General features: G+C 64.6%; 27 protein-coding genes and 1 tRNA gene. 19 read left to right on the top strand and 9 right to left on the bottom strand.

The annotated features are described in order from the left end of the window. Nucleotides 1-22: 22 nt before the first annotated feature. Together AB7008_RS30440 and AB7008_RS30435 are read left to right on the top strand one after the other, a co-directional pair. Nucleotides 23-373 carry an antibiotic biosynthesis monooxygenase family protein gene (locus AB7008_RS30440; protein WP_028151163.1) on the top strand — a complete coding sequence of 117 codons (351 nt, stop codon included), beginning with the start codon at nucleotides 23-25 and terminating at the stop codon, nucleotides 371-373. A 51-nt stretch (nucleotides 374-424) separates the two neighbouring features. Continuing rightward, nucleotides 425-1,234, top strand: coding sequence for an isocitrate lyase/PEP mutase family protein (locus AB7008_RS30435; RefSeq protein WP_248878435.1), 810 nt, complete (start codon nucleotides 425-427; stop codon nucleotides 1,232-1,234). A 167-nt stretch (nucleotides 1,235-1,401) separates the two neighbouring features. Here the strand turns inward: AB7008_RS30435 and AB7008_RS30430 are convergent, their stop codons facing one another. Then, entirely contained in the window at nucleotides 1,402-1,797 is a 396-nt protein-coding gene (locus AB7008_RS30430; protein ID WP_014494549.1) for a hypothetical protein, read from the bottom strand. A gap of 166 nt (nucleotides 1,798-1,963) precedes the next feature. On the opposite strand from AB7008_RS30430, the gene AB7008_RS30425 reads away from it, so the two are divergent. Beyond that, nucleotides 1,964-2,608, top strand: coding sequence for a trimeric intracellular cation channel family protein (locus AB7008_RS30425; protein WP_028154916.1), 645 nt, complete (start codon nucleotides 1,964-1,966; stop codon nucleotides 2,606-2,608). Between the two features lie 55 nt (nucleotides 2,609-2,663). Here the strand turns inward: AB7008_RS30425 and AB7008_RS30420 are convergent, their stop codons facing one another. After that, entirely contained in the window at nucleotides 2,664-3,875 is a 1,212-nt protein-coding gene (locus AB7008_RS30420; protein ID WP_304490233.1) for a c-type cytochrome, read from the bottom strand. Between the two features lie 272 nt (nucleotides 3,876-4,147). Here AB7008_RS30420 and AB7008_RS30415 point away from each other — a divergent pair, with 272 nt between their 5' ends. The 9 genes from AB7008_RS30415 (at nucleotide 4,148) to AB7008_RS30375 (ending at nucleotide 17,450) form a co-directional block, all read left to right on the top strand. Beyond that, a complete protein-coding gene (locus tag AB7008_RS30415; RefSeq protein WP_304490232.1) occupies nucleotides 4,148-7,639 on the top strand; it encodes an indolepyruvate ferredoxin oxidoreductase family protein in 3,492 nt (1,163 codons plus the stop codon). 396 nt (nucleotides 7,640-8,035) lie between these two features. Beyond that, nucleotides 8,036-9,193, top strand: a complete 1,158-nt coding sequence (locus AB7008_RS30410) for a thiolase domain-containing protein (protein ID WP_060912572.1) — start codon at nucleotides 8,036-8,038, stop codon at nucleotides 9,191-9,193. Then, the gene (locus AB7008_RS30405) at nucleotides 9,193-9,582 is read left to right on the top strand and encodes a Zn-ribbon domain-containing OB-fold protein (RefSeq protein WP_028154920.1); all 390 of its coding nucleotides are present in this window, start codon (nucleotides 9,193-9,195) and stop codon (nucleotides 9,580-9,582) included. Before AB7008_RS30410 ends, AB7008_RS30405 begins: the two co-directional genes overlap by 1 nt. Before the next feature lie 287 nt (nucleotides 9,583-9,869). Beyond that, the gene (locus AB7008_RS30400) at nucleotides 9,870-10,730 is read left to right on the top strand and encodes a MaoC/PaaZ C-terminal domain-containing protein (RefSeq protein ID WP_304490231.1); all 861 of its coding nucleotides are present in this window, start codon (nucleotides 9,870-9,872) and stop codon (nucleotides 10,728-10,730) included. Nucleotides 10,731-10,857: 127 nt separating this feature from the next. After that, entirely contained in the window at nucleotides 10,858-11,736 is an 879-nt protein-coding gene (locus tag AB7008_RS30395) for an SDR family oxidoreductase (protein WP_304490230.1), read from the top strand. Nucleotides 11,737-11,869: 133 nt separating this feature from the next. Next, on the top strand, nucleotides 11,870-12,823 hold the full coding sequence (locus AB7008_RS30390) for a dihydrodipicolinate synthase family protein (RefSeq protein WP_441260005.1): 954 nt from the start codon (nucleotides 11,870-11,872) through the stop codon (nucleotides 12,821-12,823). 4 nt (nucleotides 12,824-12,827) lie between these two features. Further along, complete coding sequence (locus tag AB7008_RS30385) at nucleotides 12,828-13,643, top strand: NUDIX hydrolase (protein WP_441260004.1); 816 nt, start codon at nucleotides 12,828-12,830, stop codon at nucleotides 13,641-13,643. A gap of 80 nt (nucleotides 13,644-13,723) precedes the next feature. Beyond that, complete coding sequence (locus tag AB7008_RS30380) at nucleotides 13,724-14,638, top strand: DMT family transporter (RefSeq protein WP_441260003.1); 915 nt, start codon at nucleotides 13,724-13,726, stop codon at nucleotides 14,636-14,638. A 124-nt stretch (nucleotides 14,639-14,762) separates the two neighbouring features. Beyond that, complete coding sequence (locus tag AB7008_RS30375) at nucleotides 14,763-17,450, top strand: PAS domain S-box protein (RefSeq protein ID WP_038956424.1); 2,688 nt, start codon at nucleotides 14,763-14,765, stop codon at nucleotides 17,448-17,450. Between the two features lie 8 nt (nucleotides 17,451-17,458). Here the strand turns inward: AB7008_RS30375 and AB7008_RS30370 are convergent, their stop codons facing one another. Then, the gene (locus tag AB7008_RS30370; RefSeq protein WP_028154926.1) at nucleotides 17,459-17,812 is read right to left on the bottom strand and encodes a GrlR family regulatory protein; all 354 of its coding nucleotides are present in this window, start codon (nucleotides 17,810-17,812) and stop codon (nucleotides 17,459-17,461) included. 260 nt (nucleotides 17,813-18,072) lie between these two features. Here AB7008_RS30370 and AB7008_RS30365 point away from each other — a divergent pair, with 260 nt between their 5' ends. Beyond that, on the top strand, nucleotides 18,073-18,567 hold the full coding sequence (locus AB7008_RS30365) for a hypothetical protein (protein ID WP_028154927.1): 495 nt from the start codon (nucleotides 18,073-18,075) through the stop codon (nucleotides 18,565-18,567). Between the two features lie 62 nt (nucleotides 18,568-18,629). Here AB7008_RS30365 and AB7008_RS30360 read toward each other — a convergent pair whose 3' ends face one another. Then, nucleotides 18,630-19,016 carry a VOC family protein gene (locus tag AB7008_RS30360; RefSeq protein WP_441260002.1) on the bottom strand — a complete coding sequence of 129 codons (387 nt, stop codon included), beginning with the start codon at nucleotides 19,014-19,016 and terminating at the stop codon, nucleotides 18,630-18,632. Nucleotides 19,017-19,197: 181 nt separating this feature from the next. Here AB7008_RS30360 and AB7008_RS30355 point away from each other — a divergent pair, with 181 nt between their 5' ends. The 3 genes from AB7008_RS30355 to AB7008_RS30345 all read left to right on the top strand — a co-directional run bounded on the left by AB7008_RS30355 (nucleotide 19,198) and on the right by AB7008_RS30345 (nucleotide 20,650). Continuing rightward, the gene (locus AB7008_RS30355; RefSeq protein ID WP_441260001.1) at nucleotides 19,198-19,770 is read left to right on the top strand and encodes a hypothetical protein; all 573 of its coding nucleotides are present in this window, start codon (nucleotides 19,198-19,200) and stop codon (nucleotides 19,768-19,770) included. 162 nt (nucleotides 19,771-19,932) lie between these two features. Then, nucleotides 19,933-20,421, top strand: a complete 489-nt coding sequence (locus AB7008_RS30350; RefSeq protein WP_441260000.1) for a hypothetical protein — start codon at nucleotides 19,933-19,935, stop codon at nucleotides 20,419-20,421. A gap of 152 nt (nucleotides 20,422-20,573) precedes the next feature. Beyond that, nucleotides 20,574-20,650, top strand: a tRNA-Arg gene (locus tag AB7008_RS30345). Nucleotides 20,651-20,700: 50 nt separating this feature from the next. On the opposite strand, the gene AB7008_RS30340 is transcribed toward AB7008_RS30345, so the two are convergent. The 4 genes from AB7008_RS30340 to AB7008_RS30325 all read right to left on the bottom strand — a co-directional run bounded on the left by AB7008_RS30340 (nucleotide 20,701) and on the right by AB7008_RS30325 (nucleotide 22,763). After that, a complete protein-coding gene (locus AB7008_RS30340) occupies nucleotides 20,701-20,853 on the bottom strand; it encodes a hypothetical protein (protein WP_014494567.1) in 153 nt (50 codons plus the stop codon). 190 nt (nucleotides 20,854-21,043) lie between these two features. After that, a complete protein-coding gene (locus tag AB7008_RS30335; RefSeq protein WP_441259999.1) occupies nucleotides 21,044-22,009 on the bottom strand; it encodes a helix-turn-helix domain-containing protein in 966 nt (321 codons plus the stop codon). A gap of 141 nt (nucleotides 22,010-22,150) precedes the next feature. Then, nucleotides 22,151-22,354, bottom strand: coding sequence for a hypothetical protein (locus AB7008_RS30330; protein ID WP_038936221.1), 204 nt, complete (start codon nucleotides 22,352-22,354; stop codon nucleotides 22,151-22,153). Between the two features lie 130 nt (nucleotides 22,355-22,484). After that, entirely contained in the window at nucleotides 22,485-22,763 is a 279-nt protein-coding gene (locus tag AB7008_RS30325) for a hypothetical protein (RefSeq protein WP_028154932.1), read from the bottom strand. A 311-nt stretch (nucleotides 22,764-23,074) separates the two neighbouring features. Between AB7008_RS30325 and AB7008_RS30320 the strand changes: the two genes are divergently transcribed. Then, nucleotides 23,075-23,533, top strand: a complete 459-nt coding sequence (locus AB7008_RS30320; RefSeq protein WP_441259998.1) for a baeRF12 domain-containing protein — start codon at nucleotides 23,075-23,077, stop codon at nucleotides 23,531-23,533. A gap of 34 nt (nucleotides 23,534-23,567) precedes the next feature. Here AB7008_RS30320 and AB7008_RS30315 read toward each other — a convergent pair whose 3' ends face one another. Then, complete coding sequence (locus tag AB7008_RS30315) at nucleotides 23,568-23,831, bottom strand: hypothetical protein (RefSeq protein ID WP_028154934.1); 264 nt, start codon at nucleotides 23,829-23,831, stop codon at nucleotides 23,568-23,570. Nucleotides 23,832-24,122: 291 nt separating this feature from the next. On the opposite strand from AB7008_RS30315, the gene AB7008_RS30310 reads away from it, so the two are divergent. Both AB7008_RS30310 and AB7008_RS30305 read left to right on the top strand, forming a co-directional pair. After that, nucleotides 24,123-24,569: a hypothetical protein gene (locus tag AB7008_RS30310; RefSeq protein ID WP_014494573.1), complete on the top strand. Its 447-nt coding sequence runs from the start codon at nucleotides 24,123-24,125 to the stop codon at nucleotides 24,567-24,569. Nucleotides 24,570-24,667: 98 nt separating this feature from the next. Then, nucleotides 24,668-25,540: a DMT family transporter gene (locus tag AB7008_RS30305; protein WP_028154936.1), complete on the top strand. Its 873-nt coding sequence runs from the start codon at nucleotides 24,668-24,670 to the stop codon at nucleotides 25,538-25,540. Nucleotides 25,541-25,633 lie beyond the last annotated feature (93 nt).

The raw sequence follows: 25,633 nt of genomic DNA, 5'->3' as shown, positions 1-25,633 counted from the left end.
TGCCAACGCAAAGGAGACGCCCATGATTGCCGTGATTTTCGAAGTCTGGCCCAAGCCGGAACATCGCCAGGACTACTTCGACCTCGCGGCCGACCTGAAGCCGATCCTGCAAACCATCGATGGCTTCATCTCGGTCGAGCGTTTTGAAAGCCTGACCGAGAAGGGCAAGATCTTGTCGGTGTCGTTCTGGCGGGACGAGGCAGCAGTCCAGGCCTGGCGCAACACGATGGAACACCGGCGCACGCAGGCGAAGGGCAGGGCGAAGATCTTTGCCGATTATCACCTGCGCATCGCCAGCGTCATCCGCGACTACGGCATGAATGATCGTGAGCAGGCGCCGAAGGACAGCCGCGCCGTGCACGACGCGCACTAGCGTTTCCATTTGTGCGCGCTTATGTCTGCGCGGCCAACAAGGGAGAGAAACATGCATGTGACAACCGCTGACAAGCGCGCGACGTTCAAGACAATGCACGAGAGCGGCTGCTTCATCCTGCCCAATCCGGTCGACGTCGGCAGTGCCAAGGCGTTGCAGCATCTCGGTTTCAAGGCGCTGGCCTCATCGAGCGCGGGCTTTGCCTGGACCATCGGCAAGGCCGACAACCACGTCACGGTCGACGACGTCTGTCAGCATCTGGCAGCATTGTGCTCGGCCGTCGACATCCCCGTGAATGCGGATTTCGAGGGCGGCTTTGCCGTCGAGCCGGACAAGGTCGCGGACAATGTCGAGCGCGGTGTGCGCACCGGCGTCGCCGGCCTCTCGATCGAGGATTCCACCGGCGACAAGGACAAGCCGCTCTACGAGCGCGCGCTGGCGGTCGAACGCATCAAGGCCTCACGCAAGGCGATCGGCGACAGCGGCACGCTGCTGGTCGGCCGCTGCGAGGCGTATCTGTGGGGCGTGACCGACCTCAAGCTCGTCATCGACCGGCTCACGGCCTACGCGGACGCCGGAGCCGACTGTCTCTATGCACCCGGCCTGAAGACGCGCGAGGACATCGCCGCCGTGGTGAAGGCTGTCGCACCGAAGCCGTTCAACCTGTTGATCGGCGCGCCTGGCCTGTCCTTGCAGGAGGCCGCCGACCTCGGCGTGCGCCGCATCAGCGTCGGCGGCTCGCTCGCCCGCGTCGCCTGGGGCGGCTTCATGCGCGCCGCGAAGGAGATGGCGGAGAAGGGGACCTTTACGGAGCTCGGCACCGGCTATTCCGGCGGCGAACTCAACAAGATGTTCAGCTAAACGAAAAGCGGCGGGATGTGAGGTCCCGCCGCTCTTTCATCCTCTCGCTGTCATGCCCCGCGCAAGCGGGGCATCCAGTACGCCGCGGCCTCTCGACTTAATCTGCGCCGCTGGTGGAATACTGGGTCGCCCGGTCAAGCCGGGCGACGACAGCTATCGTGCTTGTCTTACTTCGCGCCCTCAGACGGGGCGGCCGGATCTGGCGCCGCCGGCTTGCTCGGGGCGGCACCCGTGGTCACGCCGGGGCCGGTGTTGTTGCGCGGCGTCACGTCACGCATGCCGGGAGGCGCGGCGGGATTCGCAGGCGGAGCCTGCTGGGCGGTCTGCGTTGCCGGCGTGTTGCTGGCCTGGTTGCCGGTGCTCGTGTTGTTCAGTCCGTAGAACACGGCACCCAGTACCAAGGCGATCGCCACTGCGAACAAGGCTACCTTGCCGCTGGAGGCGGGGCCTTCGCCAAGCTCGGGATCGGCCTGAAGCTCGGCATCCCGTCGCGCCGCACGGACATACTCATCATCGGCGAGATTCGGGCGATACGGATCGTTGGGAAAACGCTCGTCAGCCATCGATTTTGTCTCCTCGATTATTGCGGCTGGACAACCGCTAGATGCGAGATTCTGTTCCGCCCTCCTTAGTGCTTTCGTCGCATGTTGCCCTTGCGCGAGGAATCGGGAACCTGTTCATTTTGGAACCGTGCGCGTCGGTTCCATCGATGGGGAAGGGAACAAGGCGATGTGGAGCTTGCCGCCGAGCGATAGCGTGCTGCATCTGTTGTCGCTGGTCGCGGTCGCAGCGCAAGGCATGACCGCCGCGCTCGCGGCCGGCCGCCGGAGCATGGACTGGCTCGGCGTCTGCTTCCTTGGCTGCATCACCGCGCTCGGCGGCGGCACCTTGCGCGATCTCCTCCTCGGGCATTATCCGCTGACCTGGGTCGCTCATCCCATCTATCTCGCGCTGGCCGGCGGCGCCGCCTTCCTCACCATCCTGATCGCGCGGCTCGTGCACCGGCTGAAGCTGGCCTTCATCGTACTCGATGCCATCGGTCTCGTCGTCTTCACCATGGCGGGCTGCGACATCGCCTGGCAGACGAATGCCGAGCTGCCGATCGTCATCGTCTCCGGCATGGTGACCGGCTGCGCAGGCGGGGTGCTACGCGACGTGCTCTGCAACGACGTGCCGCTGCTGTTCCGCTCCGAGCTCTACGCGACCGTTTCGGTGGCGACCGGCCTGTTCTACGCCACCGCGTTCGGCTTGAATCTCAACGCGGAGCTCTGGACGATCTTGACGTTTGTCCTCGGCGTCAGCTTCCGCCTGCTCGCGGTGCGCTACAAATGGGAGATGCCGAAATTCGTGTTCACGGAAGGCGAGGAGCGGTAGGGCTCTTTCAGTCACTGTTCCATCTACGTCGCAATGACGGAGGAGGCAGCAGGAACTACGGCTTTTCCTTCCGCGCCTTCGCCACCTGCGCCGCGGTCACCAGCGGCGCGGCGTTGCCCCAGGAATTGCGGATGTAGTTCGTCACTGCGGCGATCTCTTCGTCGGACAATTGCTTGGCATAGCCCGGCATCTCGCCGGTGTTGGGCGCGCGTGGCGTCGTCACGGTGTGGGCGCCGTCGAGGATGATGCGCAAGCTGGAAGACGGGTTGACCGATTGCAGAAGCGCGTTGCCGGGCAGCGGCGGATAGATGCGCGGCGCGCCGGAGCCGCCGGCTTCATGGCAGGCGATGCAGAGCTTTGCGTAGACGGCCTGGCCGGCCTTCATCTCGGCATCGTCGGGCGGCGTCACGATCGTCTCGCGCCGCGACGCCGGCAGGCTCTTCAAGTAAACCGCGATGGCGCGCACATCGGCATCGCTCATCTTCGCGGTCGAGTTGACGACAACCTCGGCCATCAGCCCGCCGGCATGGCTTTTGGCGTTGCGGCCGCTCTGGAGATATTCCGTGATGTCCTCGACGCTCCACGACTTCAGCCCGGTGCGCGCGGCGCCATCGAGCCTTGGCGCGTACCAGCCGCCAACTTCGTTGCCCGACAGCGCCTGCGCAGTCTTGTCCGCGCCGAAATAGTTCTTCGGTGTGTGGCAGGCGCCGCAATGGCCGAGCCCGGTGACGAGATAGCCGCCCCTGTTCCACGCCGCGCTCTGGCTCTGGTCCGGTTCGAACAGGGCGGGCTTGAAATACATGGCGTTCCAGAGCCGCATCAGGCCGCGATAGCCGAACGGCCAGCGCAGCTCCGGCGGCTTGTTGCGGCTCGCCACGGGCGCCAGCGTTCCGAGATAGGCCCGGATCGCCAGCGTGTCGTCCTTCGTCATCTTCGTGAAATAGGGGTAGGGGAAGACCGGGTAATAGCTCGAGCCGTCGGGCGCGACGCCGGTGCGCACCGCGCGGGTGAAATCGGCGTCGGTCCAGGCGCCGATCCCGGTGTCACGGTCCGGCGTCAGGTTCGGCGCGTAGATCGCGCCGAAGGGCGTATCGATGCGCTTTCCGCCCGCGAATGGCTTTGCCGGATCGGCGGTGTGGCAGCTCGCGCAGTCGCCGGCCTCGACCAGCGCCTTGCCATAGGCGATCAGCTCCGGCGATGGCTCGGCGGCGCGGGCCACGCTCGCAATTGCACTGCACAATGCGACAACGGCCAGAATCATTCGCATCGAAAGCCTCCCCTGCGACCAATCGCCCGGACAGGAGCCTCACGTCGTTTCGCGATGGCGGGGGTATGGTGACACAAATTGAAAATGCTTGATGCCTTTGCAGCCACGAAATTGCGATTTTTACCCGGGGCTTCCTTTGGTCCAGATTTGTGATGCGGAGCGTTAAATATCCGACATAGAGTGGCAGAGGTGGTTGGCGCGCCCTAGCTAAAAACAACGGGCAGGCAACGGCTTAAGTGGCCAAACGCTCAAAAGGGCGGAAGAGGACAAGAATGGGTATCAACCAGGGTCCGATCAGTCTCGACCAGAAATACACCCAGGAAACCGGACACGTCTTCACCACGGGCATCCAGGCCCTGGTCCGGTTGCCGATGGCCCAGATCCGGCGCGACCGCGCCAACGGCCTCAACACCGCGGGCTTCATCTCCGGCTACCGCGGCTCGCCGCTCGGCGGCTATGACCAGCAGCTCTTCGCGGCGCGGAAGCATCTCGAGCAGTACAACATCAAGTTCCAGCCCGGCGTGAACGAGGATCTGGCGGCGACGGCGGTGTGGGGCTCGCAGCAGCTCAACCTCTCGCCCGGCGCCAAATATGATGGCGTCGTCGGCATCTGGTACGGCAAGGGCCCCGGCGTCGATCGCTGCGGCGACGTGTTCCGCCACGGCAATGCCGCCGGTTCGGCCAAGAACGGCGGCGTGCTGTGTCTGGCCGGCGACGACCACGGTGCAAAATCCTCCACCGTTCCGCATCAGTCCGACCATGCCTTCATGTCCGCGCTGATGCCGTATCTCTATCCCTCGAGCATCCACGAGATGATCGAGATGGGTCTGCTCGGCATCGCGATGTCGCGCTATTCGGGCTGCTGGGTCGGCATGAAGGTGATCACGGAGACGGTGGAGACCACCGCCGAGATCGACCTCACCGACGAGATGAAGCCGTTCATCATCCCGCCCGATTTCGAGCTGCCGCCCGGTGGCCTCAATCTGCGCTGGCCCGACGACCGCTTCGAGCAGGACCGCCGCCTCCAGGACTACAAGGGCTTTGCCGCGATCGCCTTTGCGCGCGCCAACAAGGTCAACCGCGTCACCATGGATTCGCCGAACGCCCGTTTCGGCATCATGGCGTCGGGCAAGAGCTATGAGGACGTCCGTCAGGCGCTGCGCGAGCTCGGGATCACCGAGGAGGTCGCCGCCAAGATCGGGCTTCGCCTCTACAAGATCGGCATGCCCTGGCCGCTGGAGCCGGAAGGCGTGCGCCAGTTCGCGGTCGGGCTCGAAGAGATATTCATCATCGAGGAGCGGCGCGAGATCGTCGAGAACCAGGTCAAGCAGGAGCTGTTCAACTGGCGCGACGACGTCCGCCCGCGCATCGTCGGCAAGATGGACGAGCACGACAAGCGTTTCCTGACCTTTGCCGCCGAGCTCAGCGTCGCCTCGCTTGCGACCTCGCTCACCGAGCGACTGCTTCGACTTAATCTCAACCCCGAGATTGCGGAGATGCTCCGCGTCAAGGCCGACTGGTTCAACGGCCGCCAGGCCACGCAAATGCAGGCGACGGCGCCTGTCTCCCGCACACCGTATTTCTGCTCCGGCTGCCCCCACAACACCTCGACCAAGGTCCCCGAAGGCAGCCGTGCCATGGCCGGCATCGGCTGCCACTTCATGGCGCTGTGGATGGACCGCTCGACCGAGACGTTCACCCATATGGGCGGCGAGGGCGTGCCGTGGGTCGGCATCGCGCCCTTCACCAACGAGAACCACATCTTCGCCAATCTCGGCGACGGCACCTACTTCCACTCGGGCCTTCTCGCCATCCGGCAGGCCGTCGCCTCCAAGACCAACATCACCTACAAGATCCTCTACAACGACGCCGTCGCCATGACCGGCGGCCAGCGCCATGACGGCGATCTCTCGCCGCAGCAGATCACGTTCCAGCTCCACGCCGAAGGTATCCGCGAGATCTACCTGGTCTCGGAGGCGCCCGATGCCTATCCGGCCGACACCATCGCGCCCGGGGTGAAGAAGTATCACCGCGACGAACTCGACAACGTCATGAAGATGTGCCGCGAGTACAAGGGCACCTCGGCGATCGTCTTCGTGCAGACCTGCGCCGCCGAAAAGCGCCGCCGCCGCAAGCGCGGCCTGATGGAGGATCCCGCACGCCGCGTCATGATCAACCCGGCGGTGTGCGAGGGCTGCGGCGACTGCTCGGTGCAGTCGAACTGCATCTCGGTCGAGCCATTGGAGACCGAGTTCGGCCGCAAGCGCGCCATCAACCAGTCGTCCTGCAACAAGGACTATTCCTGCGTGAAGGGCTTCTGCCCGTCCTTCGTCACCGTGGACGGCGGCAAGCCGCGCCACCGCGCGCCGGCCGATCTCGGTGAGATCGGCGAGCTACCGGAGCCCGCGTCTCGGCCGATGCTGGACAAGCCCTACAACATCGCCGTCGGCGGTGTCGGCGGCACCGGCGTGCTCACCATCGGTGCGCTGCTCGGCATGGCCGCGCATATCGAGGGCAAAGCCTCGATGATCCTCGACATGTCTGGCCTTGCGCAAAAGGGCGGGGCGGTGCTCAGCCACGTCCGCCTGTCCGATCATCCGGCCGAGGTGACCTGCTCGCGCATCGTCACCGGCACGGCCGACGTGGTGCTCGCCGCCGACGAGGTGGTCGCGGTCGCAAAGGATACGATCTCGCTCTGCGATACCAGCCGCACCCGCGGCATCATCAACAGCCACGTCATCCCCACCGCCGACTTCGTCCTCAACCGCGACTTCAACTTCCAGACCCGCAAGCTGAACGGCTTGCTGGAGACGGCGCTGCACAAGGACTCCGTCTTCTTCGATTTCACCAAGCCGGCCGAGCAGTTGCTCGGCGACAGCATCGCCACCAACATGATGATGATGGGCTATGCCTATCAGAAGGGGCTGTTCCCGCTGTCGGCTGAAGCGATCGAGCAGGCCATCGAGGTCAACGGCGTCTCGATCAAGATGAACAAGGAAGCCTTCCGCCTCGGCCGCCTCGCGGTCGTCGATCCCCAGCGCCTCGCCGATATGCTGAAGGGGACGGACGAAGTGGTTGCGCCGAAGACGCTCGACGCAATGACGCTGGATGAGGTCGTCGCGCATCGCGCCAAGCACCTGACCGCCTACCAGAGCGGCCGCCTGGCAAAACGCTATCGCAAGCTGGTCGATCAGGTTCGCGATGCCGCCAAGCAGGGCGGTTATGACGATGCGCTGCCGCGCGCGGTCGCGGTGAACTACGCCAAGCTGCTGGCCTACAAGGACGAATACGAGGTTGCGCGCCTCTTCTCCGACGGTGCTTTCGAGCAGCAGCTCCGCGACCAGTTCGAGGGCGACTTCAAGTTCAACTTCAATCTAGCCCCGCCGATCCTCAGCAGTGGTGTCGACGCGCTCGGCCGCCCGAAGAAGCGCGCCTTCGGCCCGTGGATGCTGAAGGTCTTCCGCGTGCTGGCGAAATTCAAGTTCCTGCGCGGCACGCCGCTCGACATCTTCGGCCGCAGCGCCGACCGCAAGCTCGAGCGCGATCTGATCGTGGGCTACGAGAAGGACGTCGCCACCGTGCTCGGCCTGTTGTCGCCGATCACGGTCGACACGGCAGTCGAATTGCTCTCGCTGCCCGACCGCATCCGCGGCTACGGCCCGGTGAAGGAAAAGGCGGTCGTGGACGCCAAGGCCCGCTACGCCCAGCTCGCCGCCGACCTCGCGAGCCCGCCGCCCGCGCCAAGGCAGATCGCAGCGGAGTAGGGCGGTCTCGACGCGGACGCAATGCGCAGGGTGGGTTAGCCCTGTAGATGCGCGAAGCGCATCTGCTCGGCGTAACCCACCACTTCTCCGTCCACGTGGAAAGCAAAGAGGTGGGTTACGCCTTCGGCTAACCCGCCCTACGATTTCCTGTTTGAAATCAACCAGCGCCCTACTGTGCATGGGGTTGTTTTCGTAAAAAAAGAATAGCGCTTGTACCGTCGGGCAAAACACCTTTAGGATTTTGGTCGTCGCGTTCATCATTGTGAGCGCAGCTAAGCAATCCACTTGCGCCGACGCGCTGCCCTCTCGCCCGACGGAATATTTCCGCGCTTGCCAAGCTGGCCCCCGCGGTTCAGAAAAACGGAGCAAGAAGAAACGCGAGCGGAGACCTCTCTTTTGACCATCAAGGGCAAGGCCTACATTGCCGGGATCTACGAACACCCGACCCGGCATGCGCCGGACAAATCCACCGCCCAGCTCCATGCCGAGGTCGCCAAGGGCGCGATCGAGGATGCCGGGCTCTCCAAGGACGATGTCGACGGCTATTTCTGCGCCGGCGATGCACCGGGCGGCGCCTGGCCGATGGTCGATTATCTCGGCCTGAACACCAAAAAACTCCGCCACGTCGATTCCACCGAGACCGGCGGCTGTTCCTACATCATCCATCTCGGCCACGCTGCTGAAGCCATCGCGGCGGGCAAGTGCTCGATCGCGCTGATCACGCTCGCCGGCAAGCCGCGCACCGGCGTGATGCCGCCGCGCGCCGCAGGCGCAGAAGCCGATTTCGAGTCCGCTTACGGCGCAACCACGCATAATGCTTACGGCATGTGTGCCATGCGTCACATGCACGACTACGGCACCACCAGCGAGCAACTCGCCTGGATCAAGGTCGCGGCCTCGCACCACGCGCAATACAATCCGCATGCGATGCTCAAGGACGTCGTCACCGTCGAGGACGTCCTGAACTCGCCGATGATCTCCGATCCCCTGCATCGCATGGATTGCTGCGTCGTCTCCGACGGTGGCGGCGCGCTGATCGTGACGACGCCGGAGATCGCCAGGAGCCTGAAGAAGCCGTTGGTCAAGCTGATCGGCCATGGCGAGGCGATGAAGGGCCCGCGCGGCGGCAAGGATCTCGATCTCACTTACTCCGCCGGCATCTGGTCCGGCCCGCGCGCGTTCGAGGAAGCCGGCATCACGCCGAAGGACATCAAATACGCCTCGATCTATGACAGCTTCACCATCACCGTGCTGATGCAGCTCGAGGACCTCGGCTTCTGCAAGAAGGGCGAGGGTGGCAAGTTCGTCGCCGACGGCAATCTGATCTCGGGCGTCGGCAAGCTGCCGTTCAACACCGACGGCGGCGGCCTGTGCAGCAACCATCCCGTCAATCGCGGCGGCATGACCAAGATCATCGAGGCTGTCAGGCAATTGCGCGGCGAGGCGCATCCGAAGGTGCAGGTTAAGAATTGCGATCTCGCCATCGCCCACGGCACCGGCGGCCTTTTGGGCGTTCGCCACGCCGCCTCGACGGCAATTCTGGAGCGCGTGTGATGAGCGAAGCCAAGAAATATCCGGCCCCGGTGACCAATCCGGAGACTGCCGCGTTCTGGGACGCAGCCAAGCAGGGCAAGTTCATGATCAAGCGCTGCACCGCGTGCGGTGAAGCGCATTACTTTCCGCGCTCGATCTGCCCGTTCTGCTACTCCGACAAGACGGTGTGGGAGGAGGCGTCGGGCGAGGGCACGATCTACACCTGGAGCCTGATGCGGAAATCGCCGACTGGTCCTTACGCTATCGGCTACGTCACGCTGAAGGAGGGGCCGTCAGTGCAGACCAATTTCGTCGATTGCGATCTCGAGAAGCTCAAGATCGGCCAGAAGGTGAAGGTGGTGTTTAAGCCGACCGACGGCGCGCCATTGCCGTTCTTCACGCCGGCCTGAGGCGACGCTGCGTAGGGTGGGTAGAGCGAAGCGAAACCCACCGACGCCGGCAATGATGGGTTTCGCTGCGCTCTACCCATCCTACGAGTTCTTCCTTCCCCCTTGTGGGGAAGGTGGCGCGAAACGCCGGATGAGGGGTATCGCTTCGCGGAGAAAATTTTCCGTGCGGAGGCAACCCCTCACCCCAGTGAGTTTGTTGCGAGCACCTCGCGGCCCTCTCCCACAAGGGGAGAGGGCATATTAACGAGCGCCACTGCTCGCGGAGAGACCGGGAGGAAACCAGAAAAATGTCCGCCAGATACGAAGAACTCAAAGGCCTGAAAAACATCGGCCAGAAATACGCCTATGGCGATCGCGAGGTCATGCTCTACGCCTACGGCATTGGTCTCGGCGCCGATCCGATGGACGAGAACGAGCTCGCCTTCGTCAACGAGGGCACGTTCACGCCGCGGCCGCTGAAGGTGGTGCCGACCTTTGCGTCCGTTGCCGCATGGGGCTCGGGGCCCGGCGAGATGAACCTCGACCGCGTCATGGTGGTGGACGGCGAGCGTGACATCACCTTCCATCAGCCGCTGCCGGTAGCCGCGAACATCACGGCGGACTCCTCCGTTGTCGAAGTCTACGACAAGGGCAAGGACAAGGGCGTGGTGATCAGCCACCAGACCGTGCTCAAGAACGAGAAGGGCGAGAAGCTGGCAACGCTCGTCGCCTCGCGCTTCGCCCGCGGCGACGGTGGCTTTGGCGGGCCGAACCTCACCCAGCCCGATCCGCACAAGATCCCATCGCGCAGCCCCGACAGGACCATCGATATCGTCACGCGCCCCGACCAGGCGCTGGTCTATCGCCTCTGCGGCGACCGCAACCCGCTGCACAGCGATCCCGAGTTCGCCAAGAAGGCCGGCTTCCCGCGCCCGATCCTGCATGGCATGTGCACCTACGGCATCACCTGCCGCGGCGTGCTCCAGACCTATGCCGACTACGACGCCTCAGCTTTCCGCCAGCACGTCGCGCGGTTCTCCTCGCCGGTCTATCCCGGCGAGACCGTGACCATGGACCTCTGGAAGGACGGCAACACGATCTCGTTCGAAGCGAAGGTGAAGTCGCGCGGCGTCACCGTGATCAAGAACGGCAAGACGGTGCTGGGTTAGCTTCCTTCGTCATTCCGGGGCAGCCCGAGAGGGCTGAACCCGGAATCCAGACGTTGAGGCGCGAGATTCCGGGTTCGCGCTTCGCGCGCCCCGGAATGACGACAAACAAAAACAGGGAGAAGCCACCATGGGACTACTCGACGGCAAGGTTGCGCTGATCACCGGCGCGGGCGGGGGGCTCGGTGAGGCCTACGCAAAACTGTTCGCGCGGGAAGGGGCGTCCGTCGTCGTCAACGATCTCGGCGGCCCCCGGGACGGCTCCGGCGCCGACAAGTCGATGGCGCAACTCGTGGTGGACGCGATCAAGGCCGAGGGCGGCAGGGCGGTCGCCAACGGCGCCGACATCTCCACCATGGAGGGCGGCCAGTCGGTGTTCGACGACGCCATCAAGCATTTCGGCCGCGCCGATATCCTCGTCAACAATGCCGGCATCTTGCGCGATCAGACCTTCGCCAAGGCATCCGAATCCGACTGGGACAAGGTGATCAAGGTGCATCTGAAGGGCACCTTTTGTTGCACCATGCCGGTGTTTCGCTGGATGCGGGAAAACGGCGGCGGCGTCATCGTCAACACCTCCTCGACATCAGGCCTGATCGGCAATTTCGGCCAGACCAATTACGGCGCGGCCAAGGGCGGCATCTGGGGCCTGTCCAACGTGCTGGCGATCGAGGGCCGGAAGTACAACATCCGGATATGGACGCTGGCCCCGGGCGCCCTGACCCGCATGACCGCAGACCTGCCCCGCTATAAGGAGAACCCCGGTGCGGCGCTGGGGCCGGACGGCATCGCGCCGGCCGTGCTATACATGGTCAGCGACTTGTCGGGCGACCAGACCGGCAAGGTGCTGGGTGTGTCCGGACCCCGCGGCGTGCGCGAAATGCGGATGATGGAAATGGAAGGCTGGAGACCGCCGCACTCGGGCTGGAACGCCCAGGACATCGTCGATCATGCCAAGGAAATCTTCTTCTCCGAAGAGCAGATCAAGATGGGGGCGAGGCGGTTTTAGAAGGCCGTCATCCCGGGGCACGCGAAGCGTGAGCCCGGAATCCATACTCCGGATCGTGGTTATGGATTCCGGGCTCGCGACTGCGTCGCGCCCCGGAATGACAGATAGACAGATAGAGAGAGACGAGGACTAGATGAAACTCACCGCCGACGCCAAGGGCACCTTCGCAATCGCGCCGACGCCGTTCCACGACGACGGCCGGATCGACGAGCGCTCGATCGACCGCCTGACCGACTTCTACGAGGAGGTCGGCTGCGACGGCGTCACGGTGCTGGGTATCCTCGGTGAGGCCCCCAAGCTCGACGCCGCCGAGGCCGAGCAGGTGGCGGTGCGCTACGTCAAGCGCGCCAAGAAGATGCAGGTGATCGTCGGCGTCTCCGCGCCGGGCTTTGCCACCATGCGTTCGCTGGCCAGAGCCTCGATGGACGCAGGCGCGGCCGGCGTCATGATCGCGCCGCCGCCCTCGCTCCGGACCGACGACCAGATCGTCGGCTATTTCAAGCAGGCGGCCGAGGCGATCGGGCCCGACGTGCCCTGGGTGCTCCAGGACTATCCGCTGACGCTCACGGTGGTGTTCACCCCCGCCGTGATCCGCAAGATCGTCATGGACAATCCGAATTGCGTGATGCTCAAGCACGAGGACTGGCCAGGCCTGGAGAAGATCTCCACTTTGCGCGGCTTCCGGAAGGACGGCTCGCTGCGTCCGCTCTCGATCCTCTGCGGCAACGGCGGCACGTTCCTCGATTTCGAGATGGAGCGCGGCGCCGACGGCGCCATGACCGGCTATGCTTTCCCGGAGCTTCTGATCGATGTCGTGAACCTCTCCAAGGCCGGCAAGCGTGATGCTGCGCATGATCTGTTCGACGCGCATCTGCCGCTGATCCGCTACGAGCAGCAGCCCGGCGTCGGCCTGACCGTGCGCAAATACGTGCTGCAGAAGCGCGGCATCATCGCTTCCAGCGCGCAGCGCAAGCCGGGCGCGACCATGACGGCGACGGCGAAGGCCGAGGTCGACTACCTGCTGTCGCGCGTTGCCCGTTTCGACAAGCGCGCCAATCTCGGCCCGCAATCCAGCGCCGCAGGTTAGTTGAATGCCAGAGACATCAGCATCACGCCCAGCTTCGACCATCCTTCTGCTCCGTGACGGTGCAAAGGTCGACGGCAAGAGCCGCGACGAAATCGAAGTCTTCATGATGGTCCGCCATCATCAGATCGAGTTCAACTCGGGCGCGCTGGTGTTTCCCGGCGGCAGTGTCGATGCCGGCGACAACGAGATCGTCGCCCGTGCTGACCTCTATTCGGGCGGCGAAGCCTTAAGTGAATCGGATCGCGGTTTTCGGATCGCCGCGATCCGCGAGACCTTTGAGGAAAGCGGCATCCTGCTGGCGCGGGCGAAGGGCGCGGGTACGCCGATCGACGCCAGGCGCGCCGGCGAGATCGCCGACAAGCATCGCGTCGCCCTCAACGAGCACAAGATCAGCTTCGTGAGTATCCTCGCCGACAACGGCCTCCAGCTCGCGCTCGACACGCTCGTGCCCTACGCGCACTGGATCACGCCGGAGGGCATGCCGAAGCGGTTCGACACCTGGTTCTTCCTCGCGGCCGCACCCCCCGATCAGCTCGGCGCCCATGACGGCCGGGAGTCCACCGACTCGATCTGGGTGTCGCCGCGAGAGGCGGTGGAGGGCGGCGAGAGCGGCCGCTTCAAGCTGCCGTTTCCGACCACGCGCAACCTGATCCGCCTGGCCAAGCAGGGGAGCGTGGGCGCCGCGCTGGAGCACGCCCGCGGCATGTCGATCGTCACGGTGATGCCGGTCATGACCAAGACCGAAGGCGGCCGCCAGCTCCGCATTCCCCGCGAGGCCGGCTATGACGGTGAGGTGTTCGAGGTCGGGGCGGTCGGCTAGGATACTTCGACACCAAACGAAGTATTGGCGGCCACGGACGCGCTAGGTTCCGTCCATCGCGAATGGACGGGACGCGCAATATGGATAAGGGACGGGACCCCAACATCGCCGTCGAGCTGGCGCTGCTGGTCGCGCTCGCAACGCTCTGGGGCGGCTCCTACACCTTCATCAAGCTCGGCGTCGCCACTATTCCGCCGATCACGCTGATCGCGGCGCGCACCACGATCGCCGGTCTGCTGCTGCTCGTCGTCATGTGGGCACGCGGCATCAGGATGCCCACGGATGCCGCGACCTGGCAGCGCTTCGCGTTCCAGGCCGTGCTCAACAGTGTCATCCCCTGGACGCTGATCGCCTGGGGCGAGCGCCATGTCGATGCTGCGCTCGCCACCATCCTCAACTCGGCCGGACCGATCTTCACCTTCCTGCTCACGGCCGTAGTCACGCGCCACGAGGTGACGACGCCGCGAAAACTGTTCGGCGTGGTCGCCGGCATGGCGGGCATCCTGCTGATCGTCGGCGTCGACGCTTTCCACGACATCGGCAATGGCCTTGTCGCGGAGGCCGCCATCGTCGCCGCCACGATCTGCTACGCCTGCGCCGCGATCTTCGGCCGCAGCTTTAAAGGTCTCGATCCGATGGCACCGGCCGCCGGCTCGCTGCTGGCGGGCGCGGCGGCGCTGATCCCGGCCTCGCTGATCGTCGAACAGCCCTGGACGCTGTCGCCCTCGCTGAGTTCCGTGCTGGCGCTGCTCGCGCTGGCGACCTTCTCGACTGCGGCGGCGTTCGCGATCTACTTCCGCCTGATCCAGACGCTGGGCTCGGTCGGTACCACCGCGCAGGCCTATCTGCGCGTGCCCATCGGGGTCGCCATTAGCGTCGCCTTCCTCGGCGAAACCCTGAGCCGGACCGCCTGGATCGGGCTTGCCTGCGTCGTCCTCGGCGTCGCCGCCATGACGATCCCGGCCCGGCGGCCGGCCAGCGTCAAAACGTCATAATCGGGAGGGGAGACGGGCGGCGGGCTCGCGATATTAAGGATATTCGGCAGCGCGAGGCATGTTCCCCCAGAGCCGCAAACCATCGTATATTGGGCCTCCAATAGCCCGGTCCTCAAAAGCCCCAATGTCCGCCGAATTGACGCCGACCCCTGAGAAAAAGCGAACATTCTCGCTCTCCATCGGCCAGCTCACCTTCGGCAGCTTCCTCCTGGTGCTGGCGGTGATCATCGTCACCTCGACCGCGAGCGTGATCGCGATCCGGCACATCGATACGACCTTCGCCGAGTTGCAGCGGCTCCAGAGCGTCGGCGACCTCGCCGAGGACATCGACCGCCGCATGAACGAGCTGCGGCTCGCCGCGCGCGACTTTGTCACCGATCCCGGCGCCGGGATCCAGTTCAAGCAGGTCGGCGAGGCGGCCGCGACGCTCAGCGACATCCTGAAGAAGACCCGCATCGAGCTCGCTCCCGAGCAGCAGGACATGATCGACGGGGTCACCGAGCGGCTGGCGACCTATCGCAATGGCCTCGAGCGGATCTCGACCCTGATCGACCGCCGCGCCCAGCTGCTCGCCGGCCTGCCGCCGCTGCGCGACCGGTTCGACGTGGCCGTCGGATCCGCGGCGGACCGCGAGCTCGCCTCCCGCCTGTCGGAGGCGCAGAGCCAGATCGCGCTCGGGCTGCTCGCGCGCAACCCGTCCGCCGCCGAGCAGGCCGCGCAGGGGATGCGGGCGATGGTCATCGCCGACGCCGGGCTGAAGACGGCCGTGAACGACTATGCCGAGGCCATCATCGCGGTGGCGGTCCGGGAGCGGCAGATCGCCGATATCGACCGCGAGGTGCTGGGCACCGAGGGCCGCCTGATCGGCCGCGTCACGGAACTGCTGCGCGAGGTCAGCGCGAGGCGCGGCCACGTGCTGTCGCGCGATTTCGCCCGCACGCTGACGGAGGCGCGGTGGCAGAGCATCGTGTTCGGCACCATCGGCGTCTTGATCGGCATTCTCGCGGCCGGCTTCGTGGTGCGGCGGACCGTCCGGCCGCTTGCGAAGATAGCGAGATCCATCCGCGCGCTCGCAGCGGGCGAGAAGGACACCTCGATCCCGTCGGCCGACCTCGACAACGAGATCGGCGACATCGCGCGCGCGGCCGAAGTGTTCCGCCGCGCGCTGGAGGAGGCCGACACGGCGCGCGAGGCGGCGGTGCGGGCGCTCACCGAGCAGCGCCTCGCCGAAGAGAGCTACCGCAAGCTGTTCGAGGGCTCGGTCGACGGCATCTATGTCACGACGCCGGCCGGCGATCTGCTCAATGCCAATCCGGCGCTGGCGCGGATGATGGGCTATGACAGCCCGCAGCAGCTCATCGACAGCATCAACGACATCGCCCACACCATCTACGTCCACCCCGAGGCGCGTGCCGAATATCAGCGGCTGATGGCGCGCGACGGCATCGTGCGCGAGTTCGAGTACCAGGTACGCCAGCGCAGCGGCAACATCCTGTGGCTTTCCGACAGCGCCACGGGCGTGCGGGACGAGGCGGGCAACATCGTCCGCTACGAGGGCACGCTGCGCGACATCACCGACCAGAAACGGGCGGAAGACGCCATCGCCGAAGGCAGGCGCCTGCTCCAGCAGGTCATCGACACCGTGCCCGCGGTCATCAACGTCAAGGACCGCGAGCTGCGCTACGTGCTGATGAACCGCTACATGGCCGGCATCTTCGGCATCGAGCCCGGCGATGCGCTCGGCCGCACCACCGCGGATCTGATGTCGCGCTATGGCGCGGCCAAGTCCGACGAGAGCGACAAGAGGGTGCTCAAGCTTCGAAGGGGCCTCGGCTTCTACGAGGAGGAGTACAAGGATTCCTCCGGCAACATGCGGCAATGGCTGGTCAACAAGTTGCCGCTGCTCGATGCCGACGGCGAGATCGAGCGGATCGTCACCGTGGCGCTCGACATCGGCGAGCGCAAGCGCGGCGAGCAGGAGATGCGCAAAGCCAAGGAATCCGCCGAAACCGCGCTCCGGAATCTGCGCGAGACCCAGGCCTCGCTGATCGAGGCCGAAAAGCTCGCCGCGCTCGGACGGCTCGTCGCCGGCGTCGCCCACGAGGTCAACAATCCCGTCGGTATCAGCCTCACGGTGGCATCCGCGCTGGAGCGCAAGACCGCGATGTTCACCTCCGAAGTCGAGCGCGGCGAGCTCCGTCGCTCCACGCTCAACGACTTCCTCAACACCAGCCGCGATGCGTCCTCGCAGCTCGTCTCCAACCTGAACCGCGCGGCCGAGCTGATCCAGTCGTTCAAGCAGGTCGCGGCGGATCGCAACTACTCGGACCAACGCAGCTTCGATCTCGGCGACCTCACCGAGCAGGTGGTGATGAGCCTGCGGCCGGGCTTGCGCAAACACAATCTGACGCTCAACGTCGAGTGCCAGCCGAGCCTGACCATGAACAGCTATCCCGGCCCGTATGGCCAGGTGCTGACCAATCTGTTTCTCAATTCGGTGGCGCACGCCTTTCCGGACGGCCGGCCAGGGATCATCGACATCCAGGTGCGCGAGTCCGGCAAGGACAATGTCGAGATCATCTTCTCGGACAATGGCTGCGGCATGTCGCTCGACGTCCGCCGCCGCGCCTTCGATCCGTTCTTTACCACGCGGCGCGACCAGGGCGGCACCGGCCTCGGACTGCACATCGTCTACAGCATCGTCACCAATCGCCTCGGCGGGCGGCTCGATCTCGATTCCGAGCCGGGCGAGGGGACGCGCATCCAGATCATCCTGCCGCGCACCGCGCCGCTCGAGCAGGCTGCGGAATAGTCCCGCGCCTAATCAGCTTCCGCGAGCTTGTGCAGGGTGGCGCCGAAAATCAGGCTGGCCTTGCCGACGAGCGCTGTGCCCGTCATCTCCGCGCGGCTGTCCGTGTAAGTCCCGCTGACGCCGATGCCGACGGGGGCAGGGCCGCCGAACAGCGGATTGTCATCGCCCCGCGGCGAGGTGTGCCGTTGCACCAGCACCTCGCCTTTGAAGGTGTGGTCGTCCTTCACGATGTAGCTGCCGGTGTAATAGAGGTACGCATCTCCGCCAAGGATCTTGCCGTCGCGAAAAACAATCACGCCGCTGCCCTTGCCGACTCGACCATCGAGCAGGTTCACATGAATCGAATAGAGGCCGTTCTTCATCACGTCCCACAGGCCGGCCGCCATCGCCCAACGGCGTAACCGGTAGAGCTTTTATGCCAAAGCGCGTTCCCGCGCGCAACGCGGCAGTTTGCCGGGCGGCGGTGCGATCTTGCCGCCGCCAGCCGTAGTTGTCCCGGCTTGTCTATGACACCACCACGACGGTCTGATCATGGCGCGAGGCCAGTCGTTGCGAATCAAGTTGGCCCGCGAAATGCATAACCATTGTTGCACTGGCCGCGGGGTGCTGGAGCAAGACAAACGTGAGCAACTGGATCGATTCCGGCGGCGATGAGCCGCGTCTGTACAGTGTGCGTCCCACGATTTGCGAAACACAACGGCCGCCTGGTGGCGCGCCACGCTGGCGAAGCATGGTGAGCCTCGCTTGCGCCTTGGCCCTGATCGCGCTTACAGCCCCCTCGGGGCACGCGCGCGACCGCGGCCAGTTCGTCAACACCAATGCCGAATTGAAGGCGTGGTTCGACGGCCTGCACAGCGGCAAGGGGCCTTGCTGTTCCGATGCCGACGGCTCGGCGCTCTCGGACGCTGACTGGGAGAGCAAGGACGGACATTATCGTGTCCGCATCCCGCGCCTGGGTCATGTGCTCGACGACCAGCAGCAGGAGCTCGTCTGGGTTGACGTGCCCGAGGAGGCCGTCATCTTGGAGCCGAACCGGGTCGGGCGCACCATGGTGTGGCCGATCTACGGCTACATGGGCGTCGCCATCCGCTGCTTCATGCCGGGCAGCATGAGTTAGCCGGGCGACAGTACGCCCGGCTTCTCGTCGACCTCGGATGAGGCGCCAGATGAGGCGACGGGTCAGGTATATTTCTTGTCGCGCTCGAGCAGCTCGATGGAGATGCCTTCCGGGCCGCGGATGAAGCAGATGCGCACGCCGGGCCGGATCGTGGTCGGCTCGCGCGTGAAGGTGACGCCCTTGGCCTTGATCTCGGCCGCGGCGGCGTCGATGTCCTTCACGGTGAGACCGAAATGGTCGAGGCCCTGATGCGGGTGCGGCGGCGGCGGGTTGACGGCGTTGTCGCCCTCGAGCGATGCGATGAAGATTTTTGCGCCGCCGAGATTCACGTCGATCCGTCCCGGTGCGCGCACGATCTCTCCGCCGAGGATGTCCCGCAGCCACGCCGCTGTGGCCTCCGGATCGGGACTGCGCAGATGGACGTGATCCCAAGTGACGACGACTGGCATTTCATGTTCTCCCAACGGGGTCTTCGATGTTGCAGCGCATGTTAGCGGCCCCGGCTGGTGATCGCCACCGTCCTTGCCGACTCGGCACGAGCGCGGGAACCTTAGTTCGTCTCCCGGATTAAGGTAAACAGTGGCCGAGTCCGTCGTCGAACGAACTACGGCCGCGGTCGGTGATGAAGCCATGAACGTCAGGTTTGGCCGTATCGGGTGGGGACGTTTCGCCGGGAGCGGCGAGCGCCTGGCGCGAGCCGTGACGATAGCGAGCGTCTCGTTCGGGCGAAGCCTGCTCTGGCTACTGGCGGCGATCATCGTCGGCTGCGGGGTGTGGATGCTGCTGCCGCTCTCCCGGGGCAACAGCACCGAGCCGGTGAAGTCTGACGTGGCAACGGTCGAACCGGCACCTCCGGGCAGTACGGCTGCGGCGGTCTCGCCGATTGTCGAAGCTCAGGCGCCAGCTGCGGCGGAACTCGATCGCCTCAAAATCTCATCGCAGACCTGGCGCCGTGGCGGGCTCGGCTCGAAGGCGCTGGTGACGTTCACGCTGCGAAACGACAATGACTATGCCGTTAAGGATCTGGAGATCGTCTGCGCGTTCACGCGACGCGATGGCAGTCATCTCACCGACCGCAGCCGCGTGCTTGCCGACACGGTAACGATGAAGAGCCGCAAGACCTTCGCGCGTATCCCTGTCGGCTTCATCAACGTTAACGCCGATCAGGCAAAGTGTTCGCTGGTCGCAGCACGGCGCGCGTAACGTCCGCCAGTTTCCGATAGCGGAAAAGTTACTGTCCGCAGCCCTTGGCCGAAAAACTTGGCGTTGCCATTTGAACCAAGGGCCGGGTGCAGGAACCAATTAGAGTATCGCCAGTTTAAGGCGAAGAGCCCACGCGGGGATGCGGGGGGCGGAGCGTGGCCAATGCCCATTTTCAGGTACTTCGTTTTCGTCGGTGGAGCCTTGCTCGCACTGTTGTTCGTGGCGGATTACGTTCTGCCATCACAACCGGTCGCACAGGCCATCGTCAGTGCAAGCAACGATCAGCCGCTGATCCGGATCCGGTCGGATCGCCATTTGCCTGAGCGTGTCGTGCTCGACACCAGCCAGCCGACGCTTGCCGCACCCGCAGTGAAGACCGCCGCGGTCGTTGCGCCTCAGGTGCAGGAGGCTGCTTCGCCGGAGCTGGCCGAGATGTCGGCCAAGGCCCGGGTGCGCGAGACCTTCGCCCAGTTTACGCCGGCCCCGAAGGATGCCGCCAGGAAGGCCGACGCCAAGCCGCAAGCTCAGGCCCAGCCCCCGCAGGCTACGGCTCAGCCCAAGCGCAAGGTCGCCAGGTCGCATCCAGCGCCGCAGCAGGGCCGGCCGATGATGATGGTGGCGCAGCGGCCGCAGTTCGGCTTCTTCTGGTAGGAACGCCTCTGACCCGTCTCGAAACGAGACGGGAAGGGCTTTTTATTGGTCAATCTCTCTGCTAATTCGAACCTATCCGAACGCCGTCCGGCGCGCTGGCTTGCCAGCGGCGCTCAAGCGGTTTTCGATTGCGGCCCCATACCCGGGCCGGGGCGCTCGTAGCTCAGCTGGATAGAGCATCGGATTTCGATTCCGAGGGTCGGAGGTTCGAATCCTTCCGAGCGCGCCACTCGCCAGGCAGGAGCCTCGAGGGCCGGCTGGCCCAATTCGCGGGTCCCCTCACTTGCCCTGGATCTTCAGCCCGTTGGGGCCGACATTGATCTGCAGGCCGTCGGGCTGTTTCTTCGCCTGGTAGAGATTGTAGCCGAGCACGGCTGCCGTGACGACCAGAGCGCCGATGATCAGAAACAGGACGTTACGGTTGATGGACATTCTCTTCCCTGGAACCACTTGATTGACCGCGAGAAAAACCCCGCGCGTAGGGCGCGCGGGGTTTCTCAGCGCGCCCCCGGGGCTGGCTGGCGGCGCACTGCTCGGACCTGACAACGTCGTTCGGGGGGAACCTGTTCCATGGCCGCCCGACGCGTGGTCAAGGCAAGCCATCGGCGTCGCGCCTGTGATGTCAGCCTGCGGAACGGCAGGTGTGCCGGGCCCGTGCCAGCGTGTCGGAGGGCGCCTCGTGGAAGGTTGCGCGGTAGGCCGCGGCGAACTCGCCGAGGTGATGAAATCCCTGGGCGCGTGCGCATGTGGCGACCGTGGCACCGCCGCCCTTCAGGAGCCGCGAGCGTGTGGCCCACAGCCGCTTCAGGCGGATGTATTGATGCAGGCTCATGCCGCGCACCTTGCTCACCGCGCTGCCGAGCGTTCGGACCGAAACGCCCAACTCACCGGCGAGATTGGCCGTATAGATCGGAGCGGTCGGATAGGCCGCGACGTAATCGTCGATCTGCTGCACGAGCCGGGCCGATCGCGCGCCTGCATTCGGGGCGGTGCGATCAGACGACGGGTCGATTTGAAACAGGTCGTCGAGGGCGAGCAGCAGGCCCTCCTGGAGATGCGCGGCGACCTCTGTGGTTTCGAACATGTGCGGCTCTACGGACGCGGTCCGCAGGATGTCGAGAACAAGCTGACGCGCGTAGAGATGCGCCACGGGGTCCGCGATGCGAACCCACAATGCATCGGCGCGATCGAACCAGCCGCGATCCCTGAGGGCGGGGGAGAACATGATCAGCGCGTGGTGATTGGTCTGATGCTCGACGAAATGACAATGATGATTACCGCGCAAGGCGATGAAAACGCGCGAGTCGAGTTCGATTCCGCTCGAGCTCGCCCGCAGATCGTCGGTCATCGGCAGGATCACCATGCCGCCCGGTGCGCGATAGGCGGTATCGAGAATCCGCGCAAACGACCTCGCCACGATGATCCGGCACCCCGGCAGGTTCACGATCGCGCGCGCCGCAGCGAAGTTGGCGACGTCGAGCGGAATGCTGCGGGCGTCTTCCATCGACTCGGCTGGCCGAAACGCGTCGACATCGGAAAACCGGATCAGCTGGAGGGCGGAGGAGGGGGCGAGGGCGTCGAAGAACATGCTTCTGGCCGAATGCTGAAATGTGACAATCAAATGAAAATCGATATATCGCAATCAATGGCGAAACAGGATGATTCAGTAAACCGGATTCCGAGCCGTAGTATTGCGGACATCATGCCACGTAGCAGGTCGATGTCACCGTCAACGGTCCCGGTTCATCGGTTGGCCTGAGACGAGGTCGATGAAATGAAGACGCGTGCAGGCGGGGCAGGCGAAGGACTTGAAGCTCCGCCCCTCGAGCCGCCGCCCCTCAAGCCTCCGCTCGTCAGGCCTTGGCTGCCTCTCGAGATGCGTCTGCACATTCATGCCCGTCTGGGGGCATCGGAAAACAATGAAATCCGCCATCGACGTAGAATGACGGCACAACGAATTTCATCTTTGATCTAGATCAGTTTTGGAATCGCTCCACGCACGCGAATGGACGCAACGCGCGATCTCGCAAAAGCGAAGGGGCCCGAGAGGGCCCCTTCAGAAATCACCAGCGGCGATAGCGCGGTCCGTAATAGCGAGGCCCATAGTAGCGCGGCCCATACCCATAATATCGGGGCCCGTAATACGGCCGCGGGCCGTAATACCCATAATAGTTCGGGCGCCAGAAACAGCGTCCCCAGGCGTCGCAGACCATGCGGACCTGCTCGACGTCGGAGACCTGCGGCGTCGCAGGTGCGGGCGCGATGGGCATGGCGGACGCCGCCGGCGATGCCATGATGGCACCGAACAAGGATGCGGCGACGAGGCCAGTCTTGAGATTCATGATGTCTTCCTCTGCTTACGCAATGCAGGATATCGAAGTTGTTCTGATCAAATTGTGGCGGAACCGAAATGTAATGCTGATGAACAAATCTTCAGCAAAGCTCGCCGCAGACCTGACCTTTCGCTTCGCAAGACTATCCCAGGTTCGCGCCTGTGACCAATGCTGTGCTTGCACTGGCGCTGCTTGGCCGGACATTGCGTTCATCCTTGATCCTGCGCAATTCGCCGGCACGACTTCATCCCTAATCTTGCCGTAGCCAGCGCTTCGAGGAATTCGAAGAGCAGGCTCGCGAGATTGCGTGGAGCTGTGCAATGGACAAGATGAGAATAGACAAGGGTGACTGGCTGATCGTGTGCGACGGGCGCAAGGCGCTCGTTCTGGAAAACCTCGGCGACGAGATGTTTCCGAACCTCCGCATCCGGGAGGTGCACGAGCAGCCCAATCCCTCGACCGGTGCGCAAGGGACCGATGCGCCGGGCCGGCTGAACGCCGCCGTCGGCGGCGCGCGCAGCTCGGTCGAGCAGACCGATTGGCACGATGAGGCCGAGCGTGCCTTCCTGCGGAGCCTGGCCGGCCGGCTCGATGCCGCCGTCAGCGCGGGCGAGACCTCGGCCCTGACCATGGTGGCCTCACCACGCGCGCTCGGGATGATCCGCGCCGATTATTCGGCCGTGGTGCGCAAGGCGCTTCAGGGCGAGGTCGGCAAGGACCTCGTCAAGCTGCCGGTCTACGAGATCGAGAAGCAATTGCTGCTGTCGGGCGCCAAATAGCGGCCCCCGCAGAGGATGCGCCAGCGCGCGCCCCTCAGAAGCAGGGGTGCCGCCGGCCGTCCTGGCCGATATAGGTGGCCGAACTCTGGTAGCAGCGGTTGTTCGACGGGCCGTCGTAGAAGGCGAAGGTGCCGGGAGTAATGCCGGGCCCGTAATTGTGCAGATAGCTGATCGGGTAGGGCAGCGGGTTGGTGTAGTAGCGGTGGTACCGGTGGTGTCCCCGCGCCTCCGCAAGGCTGGGGGCGAGGATTGCGGCCGACAGGGCAGCAACCGCGGCTACAAGCTTCAACGTGCTCATCTCGATTCTCCGGAACCCGCGCGAATAGGTCAGGTGTTTATAGCCATTTCGGGCCGCCGGGACACCCGTCCGGGGCCTGGAAATCGGGGCCAATCCCGCCGATTCCCGGGTGGGTGTGACAGAATTGCCCGAAGCAGGGTCGAAGGCTGCCCATTTTTGGCCTTTTCGGGATGCTTAACGAATTCCCCACACAAGTATGGCCAAAGAGAATTCGCTCAAGAATCCTGTCGCCGGCCCTTTGGGGGTCCTTCGAGGCCGGTTCATTCCTGAAGGCTTTCGCCGTCACGCACCATGCGCATCACGCTTTTGAGCCTGCTGTTGCTCTCCGTCGCCGCCGCCACGCCGGCGCGCGCCGAGCTGCACATCACCCGTGACCACGGCGGCTACGTCGAGGAGTACAAGGCCAAGTACAAGCGCGTCCGCGAGAAGGGCGAGCGGGTCATCATCGACGGCATCTGCAATTCGGCCTGCACCCTGGTGCTCGGCATCGTGCCGATGAACAAGATCTGCGTGACGCCGCGCGCCAGCCTCGGCTTCCACCAGGCCTATTACGACAAGGCCTTCACCTTCGGCATCAAGGTCACCAGCGCGGAAGGGACGTCCGATCTGATGTCCTACTACCCCAACACGGTGAAGGACTGGATTCGCCGCAATGGCGGGCTCACCACCGACATGAAGAAGATCAAGAACGGTGTCGAGCTCTGGAAGATCATCGACCCCTGTCCGGAAGAATGGTGAGTGGCTGAGCTGCGCTCCCGCTGTCCATCGCAGCGCAGCATCGCCCGTTTGGAAATTCGCATTGCCGCATAGGCCCCGGTCGGGCAATGAGGGCGGCAATGAACCATAATCAAGAAGTCCTGACCGCCCGCGCCGCACCGATCCTGTTCGTCCTGCTCTGGAGCACGGGATTCATCGGCACCAAATACATCATCAACAACGCCGATCCCTTGACCTATCTCGCCATTCGCATGGCGATCGTGGTCGGCCTGATGGCGATCATCGCGGCGATCGCGCGACCGAAATGGCCGGACCGCGTCGACGTCGCGCATAGCGCTGTTGCCGGCATTCTCGTCCACGGCTTCTATCTCGGCGGCACGGCCATTGCGATCGCGCATTCGATCCCGGCGGGACTCTCGGCGTTGATTCCGGGCCTTCAGCCGATCCTGACCTCGACCATCGCCAACCGCTGGCTCGGCGAACGCGTGACGCCGGTGCAATGGGCGGGGCTGGTGCTTGGCCTTGGCGGTGTAGCGCTGATCCTGCACGGACGCCCGATGACCGGCGAGGCCGGGCTCGGCTGGCTCGCCTCGGTGGTGTCGTTGATCAGCATCACGCTCGGCACGCTCTATCAGCGCCGCTACTGCAACCACATCGACTGGCGCGCCGGCAACCTCGTTCAATATATCGCCGTCACCGTCTTCTTCACGGTCGGCGCCTTCCTGTTCGAGGACCGCGTGGTGCACTGGACGCGAGAGTTCGTGCTCGCGCTTGCCTGGCTCGCCGTGGCGCTCTCGATCGGATCGATCGGGCTGTTGTACTGGCTGATCCGCCACGCTGCGGCGACCTCGGTTGCGAGTCTGTTCTACCTGGTGCCCGCCGTCACGGCGCTGATGGCCTATCTGCTGTTCGGGGAGAAGCTCGATGCGCTGGCGATTGCCGGCATGGCGATGTGCGCGGCGGCAGTGTTCGTGGTCAACCGGCGTTTCTAGGCAGGCAAGCCAGTACGTCGGAATACATCCCTGACGTGCGGCGCGCGCTCGTGCTAGGCTGGACTGATTTCAGCTTCCCTTTCGCAAGGTGAT

The sequence above is a fragment of the Bradyrhizobium sp. 521_C7_N1_3 genome (assembly GCF_052075975.1).
GTDB lineage: Bacteria > Pseudomonadota > Alphaproteobacteria > Rhizobiales > Xanthobacteraceae > Bradyrhizobium > Bradyrhizobium japonicum.
This window is presented reverse-complemented; position numbering and strand designations above follow the sequence as displayed.